The sequence below is a fragment of the Corynebacterium sp. HMSC11E11 genome (genome assembly GCF_001807025.1).
GTDB lineage: Bacteria > Actinomycetota > Actinomycetes > Mycobacteriales > Mycobacteriaceae > Corynebacterium > Corynebacterium freneyi.
Genome location: NZ_KV787113.1, coordinates 29,842 through 50,830, shown reverse-complemented (window position 1 = coordinate 50,830; position 20,989 = coordinate 29,842). Strand labels below are relative to the sequence as shown.

15 protein-coding genes are annotated in these 20,989 nt (G+C 68.9%); 5 read left to right on the top strand and 10 right to left on the bottom strand.

Annotation, left to right across the window (positions count from 1 at the left end; translation table 11 throughout):
* Positions 1–160 precede the first annotated feature (160 nt).
* The 5 genes from HMPREF3121_RS02050 to HMPREF3121_RS02030 all read right to left on the bottom strand — a co-directional run bounded on the left by HMPREF3121_RS02050 (position 161) and on the right by HMPREF3121_RS02030 (position 4,062).
* Positions 161–1,567, bottom strand: a complete 1,407-nt coding sequence (locus tag HMPREF3121_RS02050) for an IS30 family transposase (protein ID WP_168161350.1) — start codon at positions 1,565–1,567, stop codon at positions 161–163.
* Between the two features lie 217 nt (positions 1,568–1,784).
* On the bottom strand, positions 1,785–2,168 hold the full coding sequence (locus HMPREF3121_RS02045; RefSeq protein ID WP_070519441.1) for an RNA-binding S4 domain-containing protein: 384 nt from the start codon (positions 2,166–2,168) through the stop codon (positions 1,785–1,787).
* A gap of 37 nt (positions 2,169–2,205) precedes the next feature.
* Positions 2,206–2,442: a hypothetical protein gene (locus tag HMPREF3121_RS02040; RefSeq protein ID WP_035122518.1), complete on the bottom strand. Its 237-nt coding sequence runs from the start codon at positions 2,440–2,442 to the stop codon at positions 2,206–2,208.
* Positions 2,443–2,514: 72 nt separating this feature from the next.
* Positions 2,515–3,318 carry a crotonase/enoyl-CoA hydratase family protein gene (locus tag HMPREF3121_RS02035; protein ID WP_070519440.1) on the bottom strand — a complete coding sequence of 268 codons (804 nt, stop codon included), beginning with the start codon at positions 3,316–3,318 and terminating at the stop codon, positions 2,515–2,517.
* Between the two features lie 96 nt (positions 3,319–3,414).
* A complete protein-coding gene (locus HMPREF3121_RS02030; protein ID WP_070519439.1) occupies positions 3,415–4,062 on the bottom strand; it encodes an IMPACT family protein in 648 nt (215 codons plus the stop codon).
* A gap of 90 nt (positions 4,063–4,152) precedes the next feature.
* Between HMPREF3121_RS02030 and treZ the strand changes: the two genes are divergently transcribed.
* Positions 4,153–5,991 carry a malto-oligosyltrehalose trehalohydrolase gene (treZ, locus tag HMPREF3121_RS02025; RefSeq protein WP_070519438.1) on the top strand — a complete coding sequence of 613 codons (1,839 nt, stop codon included), beginning with the start codon at positions 4,153–4,155 and terminating at the stop codon, positions 5,989–5,991.
* 78 nt (positions 5,992–6,069) lie between these two features.
* Here treZ and HMPREF3121_RS02020 read toward each other — a convergent pair whose 3' ends face one another.
* The 4 genes from HMPREF3121_RS02020 to ilvA all read right to left on the bottom strand — a co-directional run bounded on the left by HMPREF3121_RS02020 (position 6,070) and on the right by ilvA (position 13,414).
* Complete coding sequence (locus HMPREF3121_RS02020; protein ID WP_070519437.1) at positions 6,070–6,441, bottom strand: SdpI family protein; 372 nt, start codon at positions 6,439–6,441, stop codon at positions 6,070–6,072.
* A gap of 40 nt (positions 6,442–6,481) precedes the next feature.
* Entirely contained in the window at positions 6,482–10,207 is a 3,726-nt protein-coding gene (locus HMPREF3121_RS12295; protein ID WP_141742927.1) for a hypothetical protein, read from the bottom strand.
* Positions 10,208–10,264: 57 nt separating this feature from the next.
* The gene (locus HMPREF3121_RS02010; RefSeq protein ID WP_168161349.1) at positions 10,265–11,875 is read right to left on the bottom strand and encodes an MFS transporter; all 1,611 of its coding nucleotides are present in this window, start codon (positions 11,873–11,875) and stop codon (positions 10,265–10,267) included.
* A gap of 243 nt (positions 11,876–12,118) precedes the next feature.
* Complete coding sequence (gene ilvA / locus HMPREF3121_RS02005; RefSeq protein WP_070519434.1) at positions 12,119–13,414, bottom strand: threonine ammonia-lyase IlvA; 1,296 nt, start codon at positions 13,412–13,414, stop codon at positions 12,119–12,121.
* Positions 13,415–13,578: 164 nt separating this feature from the next.
* On the opposite strand from ilvA, the gene HMPREF3121_RS02000 reads away from it, so the two are divergent.
* Entirely contained in the window at positions 13,579–14,175 is a 597-nt protein-coding gene (locus HMPREF3121_RS02000; protein ID WP_070519433.1) for a hypothetical protein, read from the top strand.
* A gap of 113 nt (positions 14,176–14,288) precedes the next feature.
* Here the strand turns inward: HMPREF3121_RS02000 and dnaE are convergent, their stop codons facing one another.
* Entirely contained in the window at positions 14,289–17,849 is a 3,561-nt protein-coding gene (gene dnaE, locus HMPREF3121_RS01995) for a DNA polymerase III subunit alpha (protein WP_070519432.1), read from the bottom strand.
* 243 nt (positions 17,850–18,092) lie between these two features.
* On the opposite strand from dnaE, the gene HMPREF3121_RS12540 reads away from it, so the two are divergent.
* From HMPREF3121_RS12540 to HMPREF3121_RS01985, 3 genes are all read left to right on the top strand, one after another.
* Positions 18,093–18,257 carry a hypothetical protein gene (locus tag HMPREF3121_RS12540; protein ID WP_168161348.1) on the top strand — a complete coding sequence of 55 codons (165 nt, stop codon included), beginning with the start codon at positions 18,093–18,095 and terminating at the stop codon, positions 18,255–18,257.
* Positions 18,258–18,433: 176 nt separating this feature from the next.
* The gene (locus tag HMPREF3121_RS01990; protein WP_141742926.1) at positions 18,434–19,642 is read left to right on the top strand and encodes an alanine racemase; all 1,209 of its coding nucleotides are present in this window, start codon (positions 18,434–18,436) and stop codon (positions 19,640–19,642) included.
* On the top strand, positions 19,639–20,973 hold the full coding sequence (locus HMPREF3121_RS01985; protein WP_070519430.1) for a D-arabinono-1,4-lactone oxidase: 1,335 nt from the start codon (positions 19,639–19,641) through the stop codon (positions 20,971–20,973). The genes HMPREF3121_RS01990 and HMPREF3121_RS01985 overlap by 4 nt, the downstream gene beginning before the upstream one ends.
* The last annotated feature ends 16 nt before the right edge of the window (positions 20,974–20,989 follow it).

The window sequence follows — 20,989 nt, the reverse complement described above, 5'->3', positions numbered from 1 at the left end:
GCTAATTACGCACTCCAGATCCGGATGAGCCCCTTTGAAGTCCTTTACGACCGTTTTACGCCCGGGCCGACCCCTTTTCCGACGAAACCCGGTTTTATCGTGGCGCCGCCGTGACTGCGAGCTCATTGGAGACCTCGGTATTCTTCGCTCGTTGGCGGATTCAAGCGGTCGATGCAACACCGATGATCTCGTCGAGTTTCGCAGCCGGCGTCATCAAGTTCAAGGTTTCCCGCGGACGGGTATTGAGCAGCATTGCGACCTCTGCGATCCGCTCATCGGTGACGTCGCGGAAATCGGTGCCCTTGGGGAAGAACCGGCGGATCAATCCGTTGGTCGACTCATTGGTCCCACGCTGCCACGGCGAATGCGGGTCACAGAAGAACACCTCGCAGCCGGTGGCGACGGTGAAGGTGGCGTGCTGGGCCATTTCCGCTCCCTGATCCCATGTCAGTGACGCCCGCAGGTGCTCGGGCATGGATCCGATCATCTCGCTGATCGCCTCCACGACGGTGCCGGAGGTGTGATCATCGGCGAGCCTGCGCATCATCACAAAACGCGATGTCCGCTCCACCAGGGTGATCACCGCCGATTGCTGGCCGGAACCGATGATCAGGTCGCCTTCCCAGTGGCCGGGCACCGCACGATCCTCGGCGGCCGCCGGGCGCTGGCTGATGTGGGCACCGTCAACCCAGGACTTGGCGCCGCGCCGCGAGGGCAACAGCGACCGGGGCCCGCGTGCGGCGCGACCAGAGTGCAGCGATTTTTCGATCTTGAGTTCCTGACGCAACGCGCCTTTGCCCTGGACGTAGAGGTACTGGTAAATCGTCTCGCCGGAGATGGTCATCGTCCCATCGTCGCCGAAGCACTCACGCAGATCCAGCGCGATTAACCTGGGCGACCAACCCATGTTGAGCCGGTCGATGACCTCGGCGCGAAGCCGCAGGTTGGCGTCGAGTTTGCGTAACCGTGGCCGCCGAAATGCCGTGGTGGCCCGCTCCTGGGCAAAGGAGGCGACATACGTGTGGCCCGCCCCGGCGCCGCGCCGAAGTTCGCGGCTGACCGCCGATACCGAGGTGCGTGCCAATTCGGCGATGGCTTGTTGCGTGTGGCCTGCCATATCGGCCAAGGCGATGATCTGGCGTTGGGCGTACAGTAGCCGCGCGCCCCGTCCGACCGTCGCCCGATCGGTGTCGGTGTCGATGTCGTGCTGCAATGCGCGGATCGTTTCGTCGAACCTGGCCTGGGCATCGCGGGTTGGCAGCTGACGATGAGGCATCTGCCCATCCTTGCACCACCGCCGGATGGTGTTGTAGGAAAAGCCCATTTGGCGGGCTATTTCCCTGCGGGTCATCCCCGAGGCGAGCATCTCGCCTGCGCGACGTTGGCATTCATCGCGTCTGGTGGCCGATCCACCGCGGCTGCCGCGCGCCAGTTCGATGCCGGCCGCCCGCAACCATCGCTTCGCGGTGAGGTGGTCAACTCCGGCTGCTGCTGCGGCGTCTGCGGCCGACAGTCCTGTGTCGGCGACCACGGTGATGACATGTTGGCGGGTTTCGAGCGGGTACATGAAACCGTGTCCTTTCCTGGCGGAAAGGTGTTTCATTCACGATCTGAACCCGAGGTTTTGTAAAGATCGAAGCCTGGAGTGCAACCGATCAAGCGCCCCGGAATTGTCTTATCGGCCTGAGCAGTGTGGGTAGGGGGCTCAAAAACACGCGGCGATTACGTTAGCTGACCACTACCATGAGCTTCTCGTGATTAAGGTTCTTGTCGGGTAGGGAGAGTCAGTCGCGGCCGCGGAGCTTGTCGATCTGACGGCGCTCGCGCTTCGTCGGCCTGCCGGCGCCACGGTCGCGCACGGGCAGCGCGGCGAACATTTCGCGCGGCGGCGGGGCGGGGGTCTTGTCCACGTAGCAGGTGCGGGCCACCGGCGCGCCGACGCGCTTGGCGATGGTGCGGGTGACCTCGACGATCGTCTCGCGGTGGTGGGCCCACACGCGGATCTCGTCGCCGGGCACGACCTGCTGGGCGGGTTTGACCGCGGTGCCGTTGATTTTCACGTGTCCGCCGCGGCAGGCGTCGGCGGCCTGCGAACGGGTCTTGAGCAGTCGCACGGCCCACAGCCACGCGTCGACGCGCACGGGCGCGGAGTCGTCGGTGTGGTTCATGTTCCGATCCTGGGGTGGGGTGCGGGGTGCCCTCGCCCTACTGGGCGTCGCGGTAGTTGACGATCTTCTGGACCTTCTGCCAGTTGATGAAACCGCCGACGACGCCGATGACCGTCAGCATGACGAACAAGGACCACGACGACGCCAGCAGGCCGAACGCGACGCCGGCGGCGACGCCGCCACCGGTCCACACCAGGGCATTGCGGCTGTACCGGCGCACCGCGTCCTTGCGCTGCTGGATCGGGTTCTGCTGATACGGCTGAAGGCTGCTCATGACGTCATTCTAAGCCGAGCCGCGGATGGTCTCGTCATCCCCTGGTCGTACCCGTCGACGTCAGCGGCGGGATCACTCCCCGGTGTAGGTGCCGGGGCGCTTTTCCATGAACGCGTCGAGGGCCTCCCGGTGATCGCGGGAATGGTGCGCCAGCGCCTGCATGGCCGACGACAGCTCCAACACGCCGGCCAACGACTGGTGCTGGGATTCGCGCAGGAGTTTCTTGGCCATGCGCACGGCGTTCGGCGGATTCTTGGCCACCCGGCCGGCCAGGGCCCGGGCGGCGTCGAGAAGCTCATCCTGCTCGACGACTTCGTTGACCATGCCCCACTCCAGGGCCTTTTCGGCGGTCACGCGGTCGCCGGTCAGGGCCATTTCGGCGGCGCGGGCGGGCCCGAGGGTCTTGGTCAGCAGCCAGGCGCCGCCGTCGCCGGGGATGATGCCGAGGCCGACGAAGCTTTCGGAAAACCACGCCTTCGTCGAGGCCACGCGCATGTCGCACATCAGGGTGACGTCACAGCCGGCGCCGACCGCCGGGCCGTTGACGGCGGCGATGACGGGGACTTCGCAGTTGTACAGCGACAGGGGGATGCGTTGGATGCCGGAGCGGTAGGACTGGCGGATCTGGTGCGGGGCGCCGCCGAACATCCCGGCGCGGTCGACCATGTCCTTGACGTTGCCGCCGGCGGAAAACGCGGGCCCGGCGCCGGTGAGGATCACCGCGCGGACGGCGAGATCGGCGTTGACGCGGTCGACGTTGGCGACGATCGCGTCGATGACGTCGGGCGAGGAGATCGGGTTGCGGATCTCCGGCAGGTTGATGGTCCACGTCTCCACGTGCCCGTCGCGGTCGACGAGCAGCACGTCCTGGGTCATTGTTCCTCCACGTTGCATGTTGGTCCGGCCCTGTGGCCCGGTGGCCCGGCAACCGAGGCCCGGCGCCTCCGATTCGTGACCCAGGTTACAGACGATTCACGCGCGGACCGGCTCTTCCGTCCACGTCTCCCCCGCTTCGCCGGACGTCAGCGCACCGTGCGTGATGGCCTGCAGCACCCCGTCGAGGCGGTCGGCGTGCCCGGGTTCGATTTCCACGAGATGCTTTGCGACGGTTCCCCATTCGGTGTCGGAGATGACGAAACCGCGGGCGCGAAGTTCGGATTCGACCCGGCCGGCGTCGGCGGCGTCGACGGCGACGGACCTGATCTCGCGGCGCACCCGCCGGGCGCGCGGCACGTCGGCGAGGCATTCGGACACTGCGTCGGAGTACGCCCGCACCAGCCCGCCGGTGCCGAGCTTGACGCCGCCGAAGTAGCGGATGACCACGGCGACCACGTCGGTGAGGCCGGAGCCGACGAGGACGTCGAGCATCGGGCGGCCGGCCGTGCCGGAGGGCTCGCCGTCGTCGGAGGACCGCTCGACGCGGTTGGCCCCGGGCACCTCGTGGATGTAGGCCGAGCAGTGGTGGCGGGCATCGGGGTACTCCGCCCTGGCCAGTGCGATGAGGTCGCGGGCTTCGTCGCCGTCGTCGGCACGCCCGATCCACGTGATGAAGCGCGAACGCTTGATCTCCAGCTCCGCGGTGGTCAGGGAACCCCGGGCCGGCACGATGAGGGGGGACATGGCGCCATTGTCGCACCCGTCGGTCGCCGGGCCGCGCGTCCCCTCTCCCGTCGCCTGCCGTGAACGCGGCAAACCCCTACGATCGATGGCATGAGCAACTACCGCGTCTGGGCCCCGTACGCCGCCGAAGTGGAGCTGTTGACGGGTGATCCCGCCTCCCCCGAGCACAGCGCCATGACCGCCGTCGAGGGCGGCTGGTTCGAAGCCGACAGGAAGATGACCGTCGGCGAGCGCTACGCCTTCCGGATGCGGGCCACCGCCGGGCACGGCGCACCCCAGCAGGATGACGCCGACGGCTCCGACGGGTCCGGCACTACCACCGCGGCCGACCCCGTCGGAGACTGGACGATCCCCCTGCCCGACCCCCGTTCGCGCCGCCAGCCCGACGGCCCCCACGGTTTTTCCGAGGTCGTCGACCTGGACGCCCACGATTGGCGGTCGGCGGACTGGACGGGCCGCATTCTCCCCGGCGGCCTGATCTACGAGCTGCACGTGGGCACGTACGCCGATTCGGGTGATTTCGCCGGCGTCGTAAAGCGACTCGATCACCTGGTGGACCTGGGCGTGACCCATGTCGAGCTGATGCCGGTGCAGCCCTTCGGCGGCGATCGCAACTGGGGCTACGACGGCGTCAGCTGGCATGCCGTCCACGAAGGCTACGGCGGTCCGGCGGGGCTGCAGAAGCTCGTCGACGCCTGCCACGAGCGCGGTCTGGCCGTCATCCTCGACGTGGTGTTCAACCACTTCGGCCCCGACGGCAACTACGTCGGTTTCTTCGGCCCGTACACCTCCGGCGGCGAAACGGGCTGGGGCGAGGTGGTCAACCTCACGGGCCCGGATTCCGACGAAGTCCGCGCGTACATCCTCGACGCCGTGCGCATGTGGCTCGTCGACTACCGCATCGACGGCCTGCGCCTCGACGCCGTCCATGCCCTGCACGATGAAGGCGCGTTCCACATCCTCGAGCAGATGCAGGTCGTCGCCGACACCGTCGCAGCCCAGACCGGAGTGCCGCGCAGCCTCATCGCCGAGTCCGACCAGAACGACCCGAAGCTGGTCCGGCCGCGCGCCGCCGGCGGGTACGGCCTCGCCGCCCAGTGGGACGACGACGTCCACCACGCCCTGCACACCGTCGTGTCCGGCGAGGACCACGCGTACTACTCGGACTTCGGCACCGTGGAGACCCTGGCGCAGACGCTGCGCGAGGCGTTCCACCACGCGGGCACCATGTCGACGTTCCGGGGCCGCGTCCACGGCCGGCCGCTGGATTTGTCGGTGCAGCCGCTGAGCGCCTTCGTCACCTACACCACCACCCACGACCAGACGGGCAACCGGGCCGCCGGCGACCGGCCGTCGATGAACCTCACGCCCGCCAAACAGGCGCTGAAGGCGGCGGTCATCGCCTGCTCGCCGTTTACTCCGATGCTGTTCCAGGGCGAGGAGTGGGGCGCGTCGACGCCGTTCGCGTTCTTCTGCTCCCACGAGTCGGACCTGCTGCTGCGCCTGACCCGCGAGGGCCGCATCCGCGAGTTCTCCCGCGCAGGGTGGAATCCCGAGGACATCGCCGACCCGGCGGATCCGCAGACCTTCGAGATGTCGAAGCTGAAGTGGGACGAGCTCGCCGACGCACCCCACACGGGGCTTCTCGACGCCTACCGCACCCTGTTCGGCCTGCGCCGCACCCGCCCCGCCCTGGGGTCGCCGTGGGCGGATTCGGTGGCGACGAAGGTCGAGGGGCGGACGTTGCTGCTCACCCGCAGCGCCGACGGCGACGTCGTGCACCTGGCGGCGAACTTCTCCGACGAACCCGCCGAAGTCAGCGTCGACGCCGGGTACGACGAGCTGCTCCACACCCATCCCGACGCGCCCGCGGCCCTCGGCGACGGCGTGGTCACCCTCCCGGCCTGGGGCTACGCGGTGCTGGGATAGACGCGGGTCGTCCGCGGGCGGCGGCGCAACGGCCGACTGAGCGCCGACCGTCCGTCGGTCGTACCCCGGCCGAGCGCGTCAGGCCTGGCCCGATGACGTGACCTCGTCGGCAGCCTGCCCGCCGACGATCGCGCCGTAGGCCACCAGCACGAAGGTGATGCCGGTGGCGACCATCACCACGACCATCATCTGGTTCAGCCCCATCGGCAGCAGCGTCGCGACGCCGCCGAGGAGGGATGCGACGCCGGCGAGGAGCGTGGGAGTCTTGGCGCGCACGTGGGCCGCCAGCCACGCTTCCTCGCTGGCCATGGTCTTGCGCGTGCGGATGCCTGCGACGGCGTTGCGCTTGATCTTGCCCGACGCCGTGGCTCGCGCCACCCAGATCAGCAACAGCCCGGCGCCCGCCATGACGGCGAACATCACCAGACCCAGGATGTCGATTTCGTTCAACGCGTTTCTCCTCGTTCGTGTCGTCGGCCCGCCGGCACCGCTACTCGGAAATGAGATCCGGCAGATCGTCGTCGCCGATGATGTCGTCGGCGGCTGCGACGGCGGCCTCGTTGGACTTCGCGTCGGCGGCGGCCTGGTCGACCGGCTCCGCCTCATGCCCGGCGCCGCCCTCGGTCTCGACCGGCTCCGGCTCCTTCGGGTCCGTCAGGTCGCCGTGGAGCGCATGGGTGACCAGGGCGTCGGCGATGAGCAGGTCGCCCATCACCAGCGTCGGCACCATGTCGGCCAGCTGCGCCCACAGCGGGATGAGGCTGCGCACGACGGAGTCGTCGACGTCGGGGTTGGCTGCCTTCTGGCGGGCCAGGGCGCGGGCGGCCACCGCGATGAGCAGCGACGTGCCCGGCACCAGCGTCCAGTGCAGCGACGGGTCGTCGGCGTCGATGCCGTCGAGCTTGTGGAACCGCACGTTGACGGCCTTGCGCAGCTTCGGCGATGTCCGCGACACCGCCTGGAACAGCGCCCGCGACGCCGCCGCCAGGCCCGGCATGATGCCGGCCTCGACGATGTCGGCGCGGTTGGACACGACTTCGTGGATGGCGGTGAAACGCGCGTCGTCGTCGGTCAGCGGCCCGGGCACCATGCGGTGGCCGTCGAAGACCTGCGCCAGAATCGCGGCGGCCTGCGGCTCCGGCAGCGCGGTGATCTGCACCGACGTCTGGTCGATGCACGCCGACTCCAGCGTCGTGTCCTGGCCCGTGGCCAGGGCGCGGATCAGCGCTTCGCCGCCGGCGCGGCGCAGGTGATCGATCTGGTCCTTCTGTTTCGCCACGCTTGACGACGGATCGGCCAGATCGGCCATCGCCGCCAGGGCCCCGAGCCACGGCACGCGGCGACGACCCGGAGTCGGCGTCGTTTCGGTGAAGTCGCCGAGCACCAGACCGGAGGCGACGAACATTCCCGGCTGGTCGCCCAGGCGAATCGTCGACCCGTTGAGCGCGGCCAGGCCCGTGCGCGGGTCGGCGGTGAGCAGGCGGCGGAGGTTGTCCGGGGTCAGCGACTCGGAGACCTGCGGCATGATCGTGGCGCGACCGGCGCGCAGGGTCTCGAACAGCGACCACACGCCCGTCAGTTCGCGCACGCCCGGGGTGTCCGGCATCTCCTCGTCGGCACCGGCGTTCTCCGCCGCCGGCGCCTCGTCCACCACCACGGCGGCATCCGGCGCCGGCCACAGGGGGTGTCGATCGGACTCGCGGCCGACGACGACCTGCGCGACCAAGGTGTCCATCTCGGCGGCGTCGTCGGCAAGCGTGCACCGTCCGTCGACGACGGGCAGCGCCATCGGCGAACGCCACGGACGCGTCGGGCACCACACCCACGCGGTCATCGGCAAATCGGCGACGGTCGGATCGACGTCGACGACGAGCTCCGAGCCCTCGCGGACCACCGACCGCACGGGATCGGCGGCGGGGGCGGCGACCAGCGGCACGGACAGTCGACGGCGGCCGGTGACGCGGGTCCAGTCGAGGCTGATGGTGAGGTCGTCGAGCATGGCCACGCGGTCGGCGTAGGAGCCCAAATCGGCGAAGGCGTCGTCGCCGCGGCGGGTCAGCGGCACACGGCAGATGTCGCGCTCCCCCGACTTCACCGCCAGGTGCGCATGCCGCAGCTCGCCGGGCGCGGAGACGCGGAACACCCCGTGGGCGTCGACGTGGCCCGGGCGGGTGCGCAGGGTGCGGGTGCCGCGCACGGGGCTTTCGTCGCACAGCGGGATCTCGAACCGCAGACGGCCCGGCTTGACCCGAATCTCCATGTGGGCGCCCTCGTCGGTGGACAGGTCGACCACGCCGGACGATTCCGCCGCCCCCAGCCGCAGCACGGCGGGCTCGACCTCCAGGGGTTTGTCGCCCGAGGTCACGCGCACTTCGGCGGGGCTCAGGCCCGATTCCTCCGGGATGCGGAAACCGTCGCCGCCGCCGCGGTAGGAGACGTCCAGGTCCGTCTGCTCCGCCACCGCGAAGTGCGACTGGAAGCTGCGGCCCCGCGGGTTGGTCAGGCGGACGACGAACTCGCCCAGCCACGGGTAGTCGTCGTCGGTGAGCACGTCGACCGCGCCACCGGCGGCGGGCACCTCGAGGTCGTAGACCATGATCATGTCCTCGGCGAAGGTGCCGTAGCCGGGGAAATCGGCGACCTGCACGCGCCACGACTCATCGCGTCCGGACAGCGTCGGCGGGAACTCCGCGACGGGCCCGCCGGCGTGGACCGGGGTGCCGTGGCCCGTCGACGCACCGTCGAGGCGGGCATGCGGGATGCTCAGCTTCGGGCGGCGCATCGGCGACGCGGAGCGAACTTCGCCGACGACGCCGGGGCGCACCACCTGCAGCGCATGGACGTCGCGCAAATCTGCCTGCGCCACCTGCCACAGCTCCCACTCGGCGGGGGCCGGCTCGGACAGCAACGGCACGTCGTCACCGGTGACGGGGTCGACCAGGCGGGCGTCGTTCGGGTAGACCACGTGCACCGACGTCGAGTGCAGCGACACCTTGTCGGTGACGGACTGGCCGTCGTCGCCGAAGATGAGCACGGGGTCCGCGGTGTCGATGGCGGGCACCCGCCAGCTCGGCCCGTCGCCGAGTTCGACGAGGACTTCGCGCACGGGTTCGGTGATGGGCACGACCGGTCGCGGCGCGTCGTCGTTCAGGGCGACTGCCGGTTCGGCGACGATGGTGCCGCCGTAGGTGACCAGCCACGACCGTCCGGCCGGCGCCGACGGGGTGGGCAGCTGCACGCAGACGCGGTGCTCCTGGTCATCGAAGAACAGCTGCGGGCGGCCGGTGGTGGCCACGACGCCGACGGCGGTGCGCCGCGCCGGGGTGCCGGCGGGCCGGGCGCGCAATTCCTCGCGGGCGGCGTCGAGCAGGATCGGCGGCAGGCCGACCTCCTCGGGCCCGAGGTCCTCGCGGGATTCCCAGTTGGCGGGGTCGGCGGCGGTGGCCATGAGGTAGCCGAGGGTCGCCGCCACCAGGGTGCGGGCGCGCTTGGCCGCGGATTGCGACAACACGCGCAGGGCGCGCGGCACGTCGGCGTCGGCGTCGGCGGCGAAGCCGGACACCATGGCATCGATGCGTTCGCGGACGGGCTGCAGCTTCTGCACCAGATCGCTTGACGACGCCCCGCCGCCACCTGCCCCGCCCTGGCCCCCGATTCCGGCGGCGTCCTCGATTTTCTCGATGACCAGCGGAATCACCGACTGCTGGACGCCGGCGTGGAGCATCATCAGGCGGGCGGAGTCCTCGCGGGTGCCGGGTTCGGCGGGGGCGCCGTCGAGAAGCGCGACATCGGGCAGCCCCAGCTCGGCGAGGATCTCCGGCACCCGCTCGACGACGTACTCGACGAACGCGTCGACGTCCGCCGACTCCGGGTCCAGCTGCAGGCCGGCGGTCCAGTCCGTCCACAGATCCGACGTCGACGCCACGCGGGCGGCGCGACCGACCAGGGACGCCAGCAACACGGCGGGAAAGGAATCGGCGACGCCGCGCGCACCGTCGACGTCGACCGTCTTGAGCAGCGGGCCGAGGAACCCGTCGATGCGCTCCACCTCATCCATCCGGATGCCGCACCAGGCCACCAGGGCCTCTGCGCCGCCATCCGAATCGGCGTCGGCGGCCAGGGCGGTCAAACGCCCCCGAAGATCAAGGTCCGCGGCGGCGAGCCAGGCGCGAAGGGGATTCGGATCATGCGGCGCATCGGCCATGATTGGGTTCACACTCTCCTCTTTTGGGGTCCCGTGGAGCGGGCCCGTCCGAAAGCCCGCGATCGGGCTTCATTCTAACGACGATCGCCCGGGGGCGACCTCATGGGCCGCGTCTCCGCCGGCGCGCACGTCCGGCAGCAGGGCGCGCACGGCCACCGCCGTCGCGACGCAGCACAACACCGCCGTCGCCGCAGCCCAGCCCATGCCCGCGGTGAACGCCGCATCCGCGACATCGATGACCGTCGCCGCGAGATCCGCCGGCAACGACTCCGCCAACCCGTGGGCGGAGTTGACGTTGTCGGACAACTCCGCGGTCTGGGCCGAATCCAGCGGAAGGTCGACCGTCGACAGCTGGCGCGAATACGCGCTCACCAGCACCGACCCCAGGATCGCGGCACCGAAGGCCCCGCCGAGCTCGTAGCCGGTCTCCGACAGCGCCGACGCCGCACCGGACTGTTCCGGCGGGGCCGAGCCCAGGATGATCGTGTTGGTCACCGGGTCGATCATGCCGGTGCCCACGCCCAACATGACGAACGAGATGCCGAACCAGATCTGGGCGCCCGCGCCCGACGACACCGCCGGCCACGCGCCGGAGGCCTCCACGACGTGCATGGCCAGGCCTGCGGTGGCCAACGTGATGGCGGTGAGCAGCAACGGCCGTGCCGAGAACTTCCCCACCAACTCGCCGGTGACCACCGTGGCCGCCATCGAGGAAATCATCCCCGGCATGAGCAGCAGACCGGCGTGGACCGGGCTGATGCCGAGGACAACCTGCAGGTACTGCGTCAGGTAGAACATCGCGCCGACGAGCAGGAACGACGACATCGCGTTGACCATCACGGCCATCGCGTACGCGCGGTCCCGCAGCAGCCGAACGTCGACGAGCGGGTGCGGCGCGTTGTTCAGGTGCGCCACCAGGGCACCGGCGGCCAGCAGCGCCGCGGTGGCCAGCAGGGCCGGAATCCACCAGGACAGCCCCGCCGTCGCGGCCTTCAGCGCGCCGACGACGCCGAACAGCGCCACCATCGACAACACCGCGCCGACGATGTCGAACCGGCCCGGGGCCTGTGCCTTCGACTCCGGCAGCACCAGCAACCCGCCGACGACCACGGCGACGGCGACGGGCACGTTGATGATGAACACCGAACCCCAGTGGAAGTGCTCCAGCAGCCAACCGCCGAGCACCGGCCCGATGATCGCGCCGAGCGAGTAGCACGAAATCCACACCGCAATCGCCCGCGGCAACTCGTTCTTGTCGGGGAACATCGCCTTGATCAGCGACAACGTCGACGGCATCAGCGTCGCGCCCGCCACGCCCTGCAGCGCGCGGGCGATGATGAGCACCGTCGGGTTCATCGCGTAGGCGGCCATCAACGATGCCGCGCCGAAACCCGTGATGCCCCACAACAACAACTTGCGACGGCCGATGCGGTCCCCCAGCGTGCCCATGGTGATCAGCAGCGTCGCGATGACGAACGCGTAAATGTCGACGATCCACAGCAACTGAGTGCCCGACGGATCGAGATCGCGCGAAATCGCCGGCAACGCGAAGTTCAGCACCGTCATGTCGACCGCGAGAATGATCACGGCCAACGCCAGCACCGCCACACCCCACCAACGCAGCGGATACGAGGTCACGTCGGCGTCGTCAAGCTTGTTTTCGATGGTTTCATCGCGCACGAAAGACCCCTTTCTCTCCATGGCGCTGGCGGACCATCACCTGCCGGGGGTACGGCAGCCGGGGTCCTCCCCGGCATTCACCCGCGCATGCGGGGCCACCGTCCTCCCGCCTGGAAAGCAGGGGTCTTCGTCAGGCCGACCCCGCGGCGTGGTCACCGCGGGGCCAGTCGTCTCAAGTGCACTGCACAGCGTAACAGCGGTTTACACGCCCCCACCAACCGAAAAACGCCCGCGTGACGAGGATTACGTCAAAAAGTCGTACTCCGGGGTGCCCGGCAGCAACCGGCGGCACTCCAACGGCGACGCGTCCATCCTGTCCATCAACGCATCGAGATCCGACGCATTGCGCAACTCGATGCCCACCAGGGCCGCACCCGTCTCGCGGTTGTTGCGCTTCAGGTACTCGAACAACGCGATGTCATCGTCCGGGCCGAGGATCTCGTTGAGGAACATGCGCAACTGGCCCGGCTTCTGCGGGAAGTTCACCAGGAAGTAGTGCTTCAGGCCGCGGTAGACCAGGGAGCGCTCCATGATCTCCGCATACCGCAGCACATCGTTGTTGCCGCCGGAGATGATGCACACGACGACCTCGCCGGGACGGGCGTTGATCTGGTCGAGCGCGGCGACCGACAGCGCACCGGCGGGCTCGGCGATGATGCCCTCGTTCTGGTACAGGTCCAGCTGCGCCACGCACACCGCGCCCTCGGGGGCGATGATCGTGTGAATGCGCGAACGATTGCGGTCGACGATCTGGTACGGCAGCTCGCCGAGCTTCTTCACCGCCGCGCCGTCGACGAAGGGATCGATGGACGGCAGCTCGACCGGCTCGTCGGCGGCCATCGCGGCGGTGAGGCACGCAGCCCCCGCCGGCTCGACCGCGACGATGGCGGTGCGCGGCGACATGTCCGCGAAGTAGCTGGTCACCCCCGCGAGCAGGCCGCCGCCGCCGACCGGCACGCACACGGTGTCGGGGGTCAGCCCCTGGCCGGACAGCTGCGCCACGATCTCCGCGGCGACCGTGCCCTGGCCGACGACGGTGTTGAAGGAATCGAACGGCTCGATGACCGTCGCCCCCGACTCCTGCGCGTCGGCGCGGGCGGCCGACGACGCCTCGTCGAAGCTGTCGCCGGTGACGATGATCTCCACCGCGTCGCGGCCGTGGTACGCGATGCGGTCGCGCTTCTGCTTCGGCGTCTGATTGGGCACGAAAATGCGGCCCTTCACCCCCAGGGTGCGGCACGCGTAGGCGACGCCCTGGGCGTGGTTGCCGGCCGATGCGGCGACCACGCCGGCGGCGCGCTCCTCATCGGTGAGCTGCACCATCGCGTTGTAGGCCCCGCGGATCTTGTACGACCGCACGTCCTGCAGGTCCTCGCGCTTGAGGAAGACCTTCGCCCCCGTTTCCTCGCTCAGCCGCGGGCAGAACTGCAGCGGCGTCGGGGCGATGACCGACGAAATCCTGGCCTGCGCTTCCTGGATGTCCGCCGCGTGGACGAGACGGCGGGCGGTGTCGGTGGACGGCGCGGAAGAAGCGTTCATGGCCGTAGACGATACTCGCACCGCCGACGGGAAGTGGAACGCGGGGTCCACTGGATGGAACGGAGTCGGGCGGCGCCCAAATGCGCAGGCGGAAATCGACTATCGGGTACCCCATCGCCGCTGAATCCGACAATCGTTTCGGCGCGAACAGTAACGTCGGCGCCATGAACGCTTACGCCGTCTCCCGCCGCAGCGCCGCTGCCATCCTCGCCGTCTCCGCCCTCGTCCTCGGCGCATGCTCCGATTCCGGCGACGCCGCCGACGCAACCACCACCGTCACCGAAACCGCCGCGGAGGGAACCTCCGAGCAGCCGTCGCCCACCACCGAGGAGACGAGCACGTCCGAGCAGTCGGGCACCGGCGACGAATCCGACTCGGACGACGATTCCGCCGACGCCGGGTCCGGCGACGTCACCAAGATCGATGCCGACGGCATCGCATTCGAGATCGACGACATCGGCATGATGTGCTGGGTCGGACAGCAGGCGTTCCTCAACTGCCAGGGCACCGCCGAATGGACGCCGACGACCGGCCCCGGCCCCGCGAATTCGCTCAGCTTCGACATGAACGCCGAAAGCATCCAGGCGATGCAGGCAAATGCCAACATGGCCGACCTCGACGTCGAGGAGGTCGACGCCGGCGGCCGCTACGAGGTCAGGGGCATCATCTTCGACCTCAGCGATTCCGGCCGCATGACGTTCACCGACGACCTGTCGGGCACGTCGGGTTACATCACCGCGGATCGCTACGGCTGGAGCTGACGGACGCCCCCGGTTCGGGACCGGCGGTGCCGAAGCCACCGACGTCCCCTCCCCCTCCCCCTGTGGGGACGCTCCTGTGGGGACGGCGCCGGCGAGTCGGCCCTTCTGCCGGGCTATCCCAGGATCCCCGTGCCCATCGTCGCCTTGAGGTCGCCGAACAGGCTCGCCGACTTGGTCACGCGCAGATGCTCGCCGAGCACCATCAACGTGGAATTGTTGCCCTCCATGAGATTCAGGTACACGTCCGAATCGCCCTTGTTGTTCACCAGCACGGACTTGAGCTTGGCGATGTTCTCCGGCGTGCATTGATCGGTGCGCATGGTCAACCGGATCGGGCTGCCCGCCCCGTTGAGCCCCAGGTCCGGGACCTTCAGGTCATCGCAGACGATGGACAGGCGATCGTCGCGGTACTGGACCCGGGCGCGGACCAGCACGATCGCGTCTTCGGCGACCAGCGTGGACACCATCGCGTAGGTGCGCGGGAAGGCGAGAACCTCCACCGACGCGCCGTTGTGGTCTTCCAGGCCGATGATCGCCCACGGCAGACCGTCCTTGTTCACGCGGCGATCCACGCTGGAGATGATGCCGCCGATGACGACCTCGGTGTTGTGCGGGACTTCGCCGCCGACGATCGTCGTGATCGCCGTGTCGGTCTGCTGCGCCAACGATTCCTCGAAGCCGTCGAGCGGGTGACCCGACACGTAGAGACCCAGCATTTCGCGTTCCAGCGCCAGCTCGTGCTTGCGCTCCCAGTTCTCCTCCGGGATCTTCACCTGGAAGACGTTGTCGGCGTCCTCGCCGGGTTCGTCTCCTCCACCGAAGTCGGCGAACAGATCGAACTGGCCCTTGTCGGCGGCCTTCTTCGTCGGCAGCGCCGCATCGACGGCGTCTTCGTGGATGAGCGTCAGGCCCTTGCGCGGGTGGCCCATCGAGTCGAAGGCGCCGCCCTTGATCAGCGACTCCGTCACGCGCTTCGAACACGGCAGCGTGTCGATCTTGTCCAGGTAGTCGGAGAAGTCCTTGAACGCGCCCTTCTCCCGGCGCGTGGCGATGATCGAGTCGACGACGTCGCGGCCGACGTTGCGGATCGCGCCGAGGCCGAAACGGATGTCCTCGCCCACGGACTGGAAGTTCATGGCCGACTCGTTGACGTCCGGCGACAGGACGCGGATGCCCAGGTGACGGCAGTCCGACAGGTAGATGGCGGACTTGTCCTTGTTGTCCGACACCGACGTCAGCAGCGCAGCCATGTACTCGGCGGTGTAATTGGCCTTCAGGTACGCGGTCCAGAAGGACACCAGGCCGTAACCGGCGGCGTGCGATTTGTTGAACGCGTATCCGGCGAACGGGAGGATCGTGTCCCACAGCGTCTTGATCGCCGCGTCCGAGTACCCGTTGGCCTTCATCCCGGCCTCGAAGTTGATGAACTCCTTTTCGAGCACCTCGGGCTTCTTCTTGCCCATGGCCTTGCGGAAACCGTCGGCCTGGCCGGCGGTGTAGTTCGCCACCTTCTGCGAGATCCTCATGATCTGCTCCTGGTAGACGATGAGGCCGTAGGTCTCGGAGAGGATCTCCTGCAGGGGTTCCTCGAGCTCGGGGTGGATGGGCACGATCGGCTTGACGCCGTTCTTGCGGTCGGCGTACTCCCAGTGGGCGTTGACGCCCATCGGGCCGGGGCGGTACAGCGCGAGGGCGGCGACGATGTCGTTGAACTCGGTCGGGCGCATGCGCTTGAGCAGCTCCCGCATGCCGCCGCCGTCGAGCTGGAACACGCCGAGCGTGTCGCCGCGGGCCAGCAGTTCGTACGTCGGGTCGTCGACGACGTCGAGGGTGTCCAGGTCGATGTGCTCGCCGCGGTTGGACTCGATGTTCTCCAGGCAGTCGCCGATGACCGTGAGGTTGCGCAGCCCCAGGAAGTCCATCTTCAGCAGGCCGATGGCCTCGCACGCCGGGTAGTCCCAGCCGGTGATGATCGCCCCGTCGGCGGCGCGTTTCCACATGGGGATGTGGTCGAGCAGCGGAACCGACGCCATGATGACGGCGCAGGCGTGCACGCCGGTCTGGCGCACCACTCCCTCCAGGCCGCGGGCGGTTTCGTAGATCCGCGCGACGTCGGGATCGGTTTCGATGAGCTGGCGGACTTCCGCGGCCTCGCCGTAGCGCTCGTGGGAGGGGTCGACGATGCCGGAGAGCGGGATGTCCTTGGCCATGATCGGCGGCGGCAGGGCCTTGGTGATGCGGTCGGCGATCTGGTAGCCGGGCTGGCCGAACTGGACGCGCGCGGAGTCCTTGATCGCCTGCTTCGTCTTCACGGTGCCGAAGGTCACCACCTGCGCGACCTTGTCCTCGCCCCACTTGTCGGCGGCGTAGCGGATCATTTCGTCTCGGCGGCGGTCGTCGAAGTCGATGTCGATGTCCGGCGCCGAGGGACGCTCGGGGTTGAGGAATCGCTCGAACAGCAGACCGTGCTCGATGGGGTCGATGTTGGTGATCCACGTGGCGTATGCGACCAGCGAACCCGCAGCCGAACCACGGCCCGGACCGACCTTGATGCCGATGTCGCGGGCGTGGGCGATGATGTCGGCGACGATGAGGAAGTACGACGGGTAGCCCTTGCCGTCGATGACCTCGATTTCGTATTCGGCGCGGCGGATGTACTCCTCCGGCACCTCGGCGCCCTCGAAGCGCTTCTTCAGGCCCTCCATGACCTGGTGGCGCAGCCACGTCGTCGGCGTTTCGCCCTCCGGCACGTCGGCCTTGGGCATGCGGTCATGCGGGTGCTCTTCCCAGATTTCGTCGTAGTCGCCGACGCGTTCGGCGATGAGCAGGGTGTTGTCGCAGGCGTCGGGCACCAGGTGGTCCCAGGTGTCGCGCATTTCGGCGGCGGACTTGATGTAGTAGCCGTCGCCGTCGAACTTGAAGCGGTCGGGGTCGTGCAGGGTCTTGCCGGTCTGCACGCACAGCAGAGCCTCGTGGGTCTTGGCCTGGTCGCGGGTGACGTAGTGGCAGTCGTTGGTGACCACGGGCGGCAGGTTGAGCTTGCGGCCGATTTCGAGCAGCTCGGAGCGCACGCGGGTTTCGATGTCGAGCCCGTGGTCCATGAGCTCGAGGAAGTAGTTGTCCTTGCCGTAGATGTCCTGCCACATTCCGGCGGCGGCGAGCGCTTCGTCGAATTGGCCGAGCCGCAGTCGGGTCTGCACGTCGCCGGAGGGGCAGCCGGTGGTGGCGATGATGCCTTCGGCGCGTTCGGCGATGATCTCGGCGTCCATGCGCGGGTATTTGCCCATCTGCCCCTCGTAGGAGGCCATGGACGACAGGTAGAAGAGGTTGTGCAGGCCCTGCACGTTTTCGGCGAGCATGGTCTGGTGCAGGTAGGAGCCGCGGCCGGAGACGTCGTCGCCCTTCTGGTGCGGCTCGCCCCACTGGATGCGCTGTTTGTTGAAGCGGCTCTCCGGCGCCATGTACGCCTCGATGCCGATGATCGGCTTGACGCCCTTGGCCTTCATCTGCCGGTAGAAGGCGTTGGAGCCGAACATGTTGCCGTGGTCGGTGACGCCGACCGCCGGCATGCCCTGCCGCGAGACCTCGTCGGCCAGCAGGTCGATCTTCGCCATCCCGTCCAGCATCGAGTACTCGGTGTGGTTGTGGAGATGCACGAAACTGGAGTTGGCCATGGCTCCGGATTGTAGGCGGTGGCCCGGATCGGGGGCCAATGGCCGCAAAGCTAGAACAAAAACCAACCCCTACCTGCATATATGCATGTTCCGATACGTGTGCAAGGTCACTGCGCCGCAACTTTACAATTCGCCCGCCCCTCCCCATACTTGAGCGCATCCTCACGTTTTTGCCGGGGCAACTTCCGGCGATGCGTACCCGGCCGGATCCCCCGGCCGGCCCCTCCAAGGAAAGGACATGCGATGTTCGCGCCCATGCCCGATGGCGTCTACTCCCTCTTCCCGGCCCAGGCCCTGAACAACGCCATCGCCTCGATGGACCGCCGCCCGGTCGCGGCCGGCTACCTCGCCGACGGCGACGTCGTCTCCTCGGAGACCGACGCGACCCGCTACAGCTGGCTCGTTTAACCGTCCACGGCGCCCGATCGCCGGGCCCGGGCCCTGCATCACCGTCGGGTGATGCGGGGCTTTTTCGCTTTACGACGTCGACCTTCACCGCGTTCGCCGCCCCGACACCCCTGCGGCGTTGACGATCTTGGTCGATTCGTCCGCATCTTTCGTTTTCGGGGAGTAACCTTCCCCGCATGAATGCACCGGCCCTCCCCGCATCCGACCCCGTGCCCCGGCGGCTCCGGGCTGCGGTCGCCGACGAGCGCCTGCCCGCCCTCGTCGTCGACCTCGACGCCGTCGACGCCAATGCGGAGGACATGCTCCGCCGCGCCGGCGGAACGCCGATCCGCGTGGCGTCGAAGTCGCTGCGGATCCCCGAGCTGATCAAGCACGTCCTGGCAAAGCCCGGTTTCCAGGGGGTGCTCGCCTATACGCTGCCCGAAGCGCTCATGCTGCACGCCGAAGGAATCAGCGACGACATCCTCGTCGCCTACCCCACGGCCGATGACGAGGCGCTGGCCGAGTTGGCCGCCGACGCCGACGCCCGCGCCGCCATCGCGATCATGGTCGATTCCGCCGAGCAGCTGCCCGCGGTGGCCCGCCACGCGTCGGAGGATGCGCCGCTGCGCGTGTGCCTCGACGTCGACGCGTCGTGGCGGCCCGCCCCCGGCGTGCACGTCGGCACGCTGCGCTCGCCCACGCACTCGCCCCGCCAGGCGGCCGATCTGGCACGCGCCGTCGATTCCACGCCGGGGCTGCGGGTCATCGGAGTGATGATGTACGAAGGCCACATCGCCGGCGTCGGCGACGCCGGCACCGGCCCCCGCGACGCGGCCATCCGGGTGATGCAGAAGCTCGCCCGCAAGGAGTTGGCGACCCGTCGCGCGAAGGTCGTCGCCGCCGTCGAAGCGGTCGTCGGCCCGCTCGAGCTGGTCAACGGCGGCGGCACCGGCTCGCTGGAGTCGACGTGCGCGGAACCCGCCGTCACCGAGGCCGCCGCCGGATCCGGATTCGTCGCACCGACGCTGTTCGACAACTACCGCGCCTTCACCCTGCGGCCGGCCAGCTGGTTCGTCCTGCCCGTCGTCAGGCGCCCGAAGAAGAACACCGTCACCGTCGCCGGCGGCGGCCGCATCGCGTCGGGACCGGCCGGCCGAGACCGCCTGCCCAGCCCCGTGTTCCCCGCCGGCCTGGCCTACGCCCCGGACGAAGGCCCCGGCGAAGTGCAGACCCCGCTGACCGGCGACGCCGCGCACACCCTGCGCATCGGCGCCCCCGTGTGGTTCCGCCACACCAAGGCCGGCGAAACCGCCGAACACGCCAACACCGCCATCGTCGTCTCCGACGGCGCCATCGTCGGCCGCTGGGCCACCTACCGAGGGAAGGGACTGATCTACTCGTGAAGGACAAGCAGTGGAGCAACTGGGCGCGCACCCAGACCTGCGTGCCCGGCACCGTCCACCAACCGGCCGATGCCGGGGAAATCGGCCGCATCATCCGTGACGCCAGGTCGTCGCAAAGCACGGTGCGCCCCCTGGGCGCGGGGCATTCCTTCACGCCCGTCGCCGTCACCGACGGCCACCGGATCCAACTGGACAACATGGCCGGTTTCGTCGGCCGCGACGACGACGCCGGCACCATCACCCTGCGCGCCGGCACCCGACTGCGCGACGTGCCCGGCATCCTCCGCCCGCAGGGTCTGGCGCTGGCCAACCAGGGCGACGTCGACCCGCAGGCGGTGGCCGGCGCGGTGTCCACCGGCACCCACGGCACCGGACTGGGCTTCACCGGTTTCGCCGGCATGGTCAAGGGTTTCCGCATCGTCGGCGCCGACGGCGAGGAAATCCACGCTTACGAGGGCGCGCCGGGCGTCGCCGGCGAACTGTTCCGCCTGGCCCGCCTGGGCCTGGGCGTCTTCGGCGTGCTCACCGAACTGACCCTGGAAAGCGTGCCCGCGTTCCGCCTGGCCGCCGACGAACACGCCGAGGACTTCGACGAGGTCCGGCGCACCTTCCCCGAACGCGTCGCCGCCGTCGACCACATGGAGTTCTACTGGTTCCCCGGCACCGACTTGGCACTGGTCAAGGAAAACACCCGCCTGCCCGGCATCGAAAACGCCGACGGCTCCCCCACCTCCGGCCTGCTGGACCGGGCCGGGGAGTTCATCTCCGACGAGGTCATCAACAACGCCGGACTGATGGCCGTCTGCGAGCTGGCGAAGGCCACCCCGAAGCTGACCCGCCGCCTCAACGCCCTCGCCGCGAAGACCGTCACCACCCGCCGCTACGTCGACGACGCCCACAAGGTGTTCGTCTCGCCGCGCCGCGTCCGCTTCTCCGAGATGGAGTACGCCGTGCCGCTGGAGTCGCTGCCGGAGGTCCTCGACGAGGTACGCCGCACCATCGACCGCCACCGCGCCTGGGTGTCGTTCCCCATGGAGATCCGCGCCGCCAAGGGCGATGACGTCGCCCTGTCCACCGCCTACGGCCGCGACAGCGCGTACATCGCCGTCCACCGCTACTACCGCGAGGATTACCGCGAGTACTTCAAGTTGCTCGAGCCGATTTTCCTCGCCGCGGGCGGCCGTCCGCATTGGGGCAAGTTGCACACGTTGGGCGCCGAGCAGTTGCGCGAGCGGTACCCGCTTTTCGACGACGTCGCGGAGCTGCGCCGCCGGGTGGATCCGGACGGCGTGTTCCTCAACGATCACCTGCGCGGCCTGTTCGAGGGTTAGCCGTGGAGCCCCGGTG

Bases quoted from the DNA above. Each gene is read 5' to 3' on its own strand.
- HMPREF3121_RS02050 (WP_168161350.1), bottom strand. From the start codon at position 1,567: ATGTACCCGCTCGAAACCCGCCAACATGTCATCACCGTGGTCGCCGAC.
- HMPREF3121_RS02045 (WP_070519441.1), bottom strand. From the start codon at position 2,168: ATGAACCACACCGACGACTCCGCGCCCGTGCGCGTCGACGCGTGGCTG.
- HMPREF3121_RS02040 (WP_035122518.1), bottom strand. From the start codon at position 2,442: ATGAGCAGCCTTCAGCCGTATCAGCAGAACCCGATCCAGCAGCGCAAG.
- HMPREF3121_RS02035 (WP_070519440.1), bottom strand. From the start codon at position 3,318: ATGACCCAGGACGTGCTGCTCGTCGACCGCGACGGGCACGTGGAGACG.
- HMPREF3121_RS02030 (WP_070519439.1), bottom strand. From the start codon at position 4,062: ATGTCCCCCCTCATCGTGCCGGCCCGGGGTTCCCTGACCACCGCGGAG.
- treZ (WP_070519438.1), top strand. From the start codon at position 4,153: ATGAGCAACTACCGCGTCTGGGCCCCGTACGCCGCCGAAGTGGAGCTG.
- ilvA (WP_070519434.1), bottom strand. From the start codon at position 13,414: ATGAACGCTTCTTCCGCGCCGTCCACCGACACCGCCCGCCGTCTCGTC.
- HMPREF3121_RS02000 (WP_070519433.1), top strand. From the start codon at position 13,579: ATGAACGCTTACGCCGTCTCCCGCCGCAGCGCCGCTGCCATCCTCGCC.
- dnaE (WP_070519432.1), bottom strand. From the start codon at position 17,849: ATGGCCAACTCCAGTTTCGTGCATCTCCACAACCACACCGAGTACTCG.
- HMPREF3121_RS12540 (WP_168161348.1), top strand. From the start codon at position 18,093: ATGTTCGCGCCCATGCCCGATGGCGTCTACTCCCTCTTCCCGGCCCAG.
- HMPREF3121_RS01990 (WP_141742926.1), top strand. From the start codon at position 18,434: ATGAATGCACCGGCCCTCCCCGCATCCGACCCCGTGCCCCGGCGGCTC.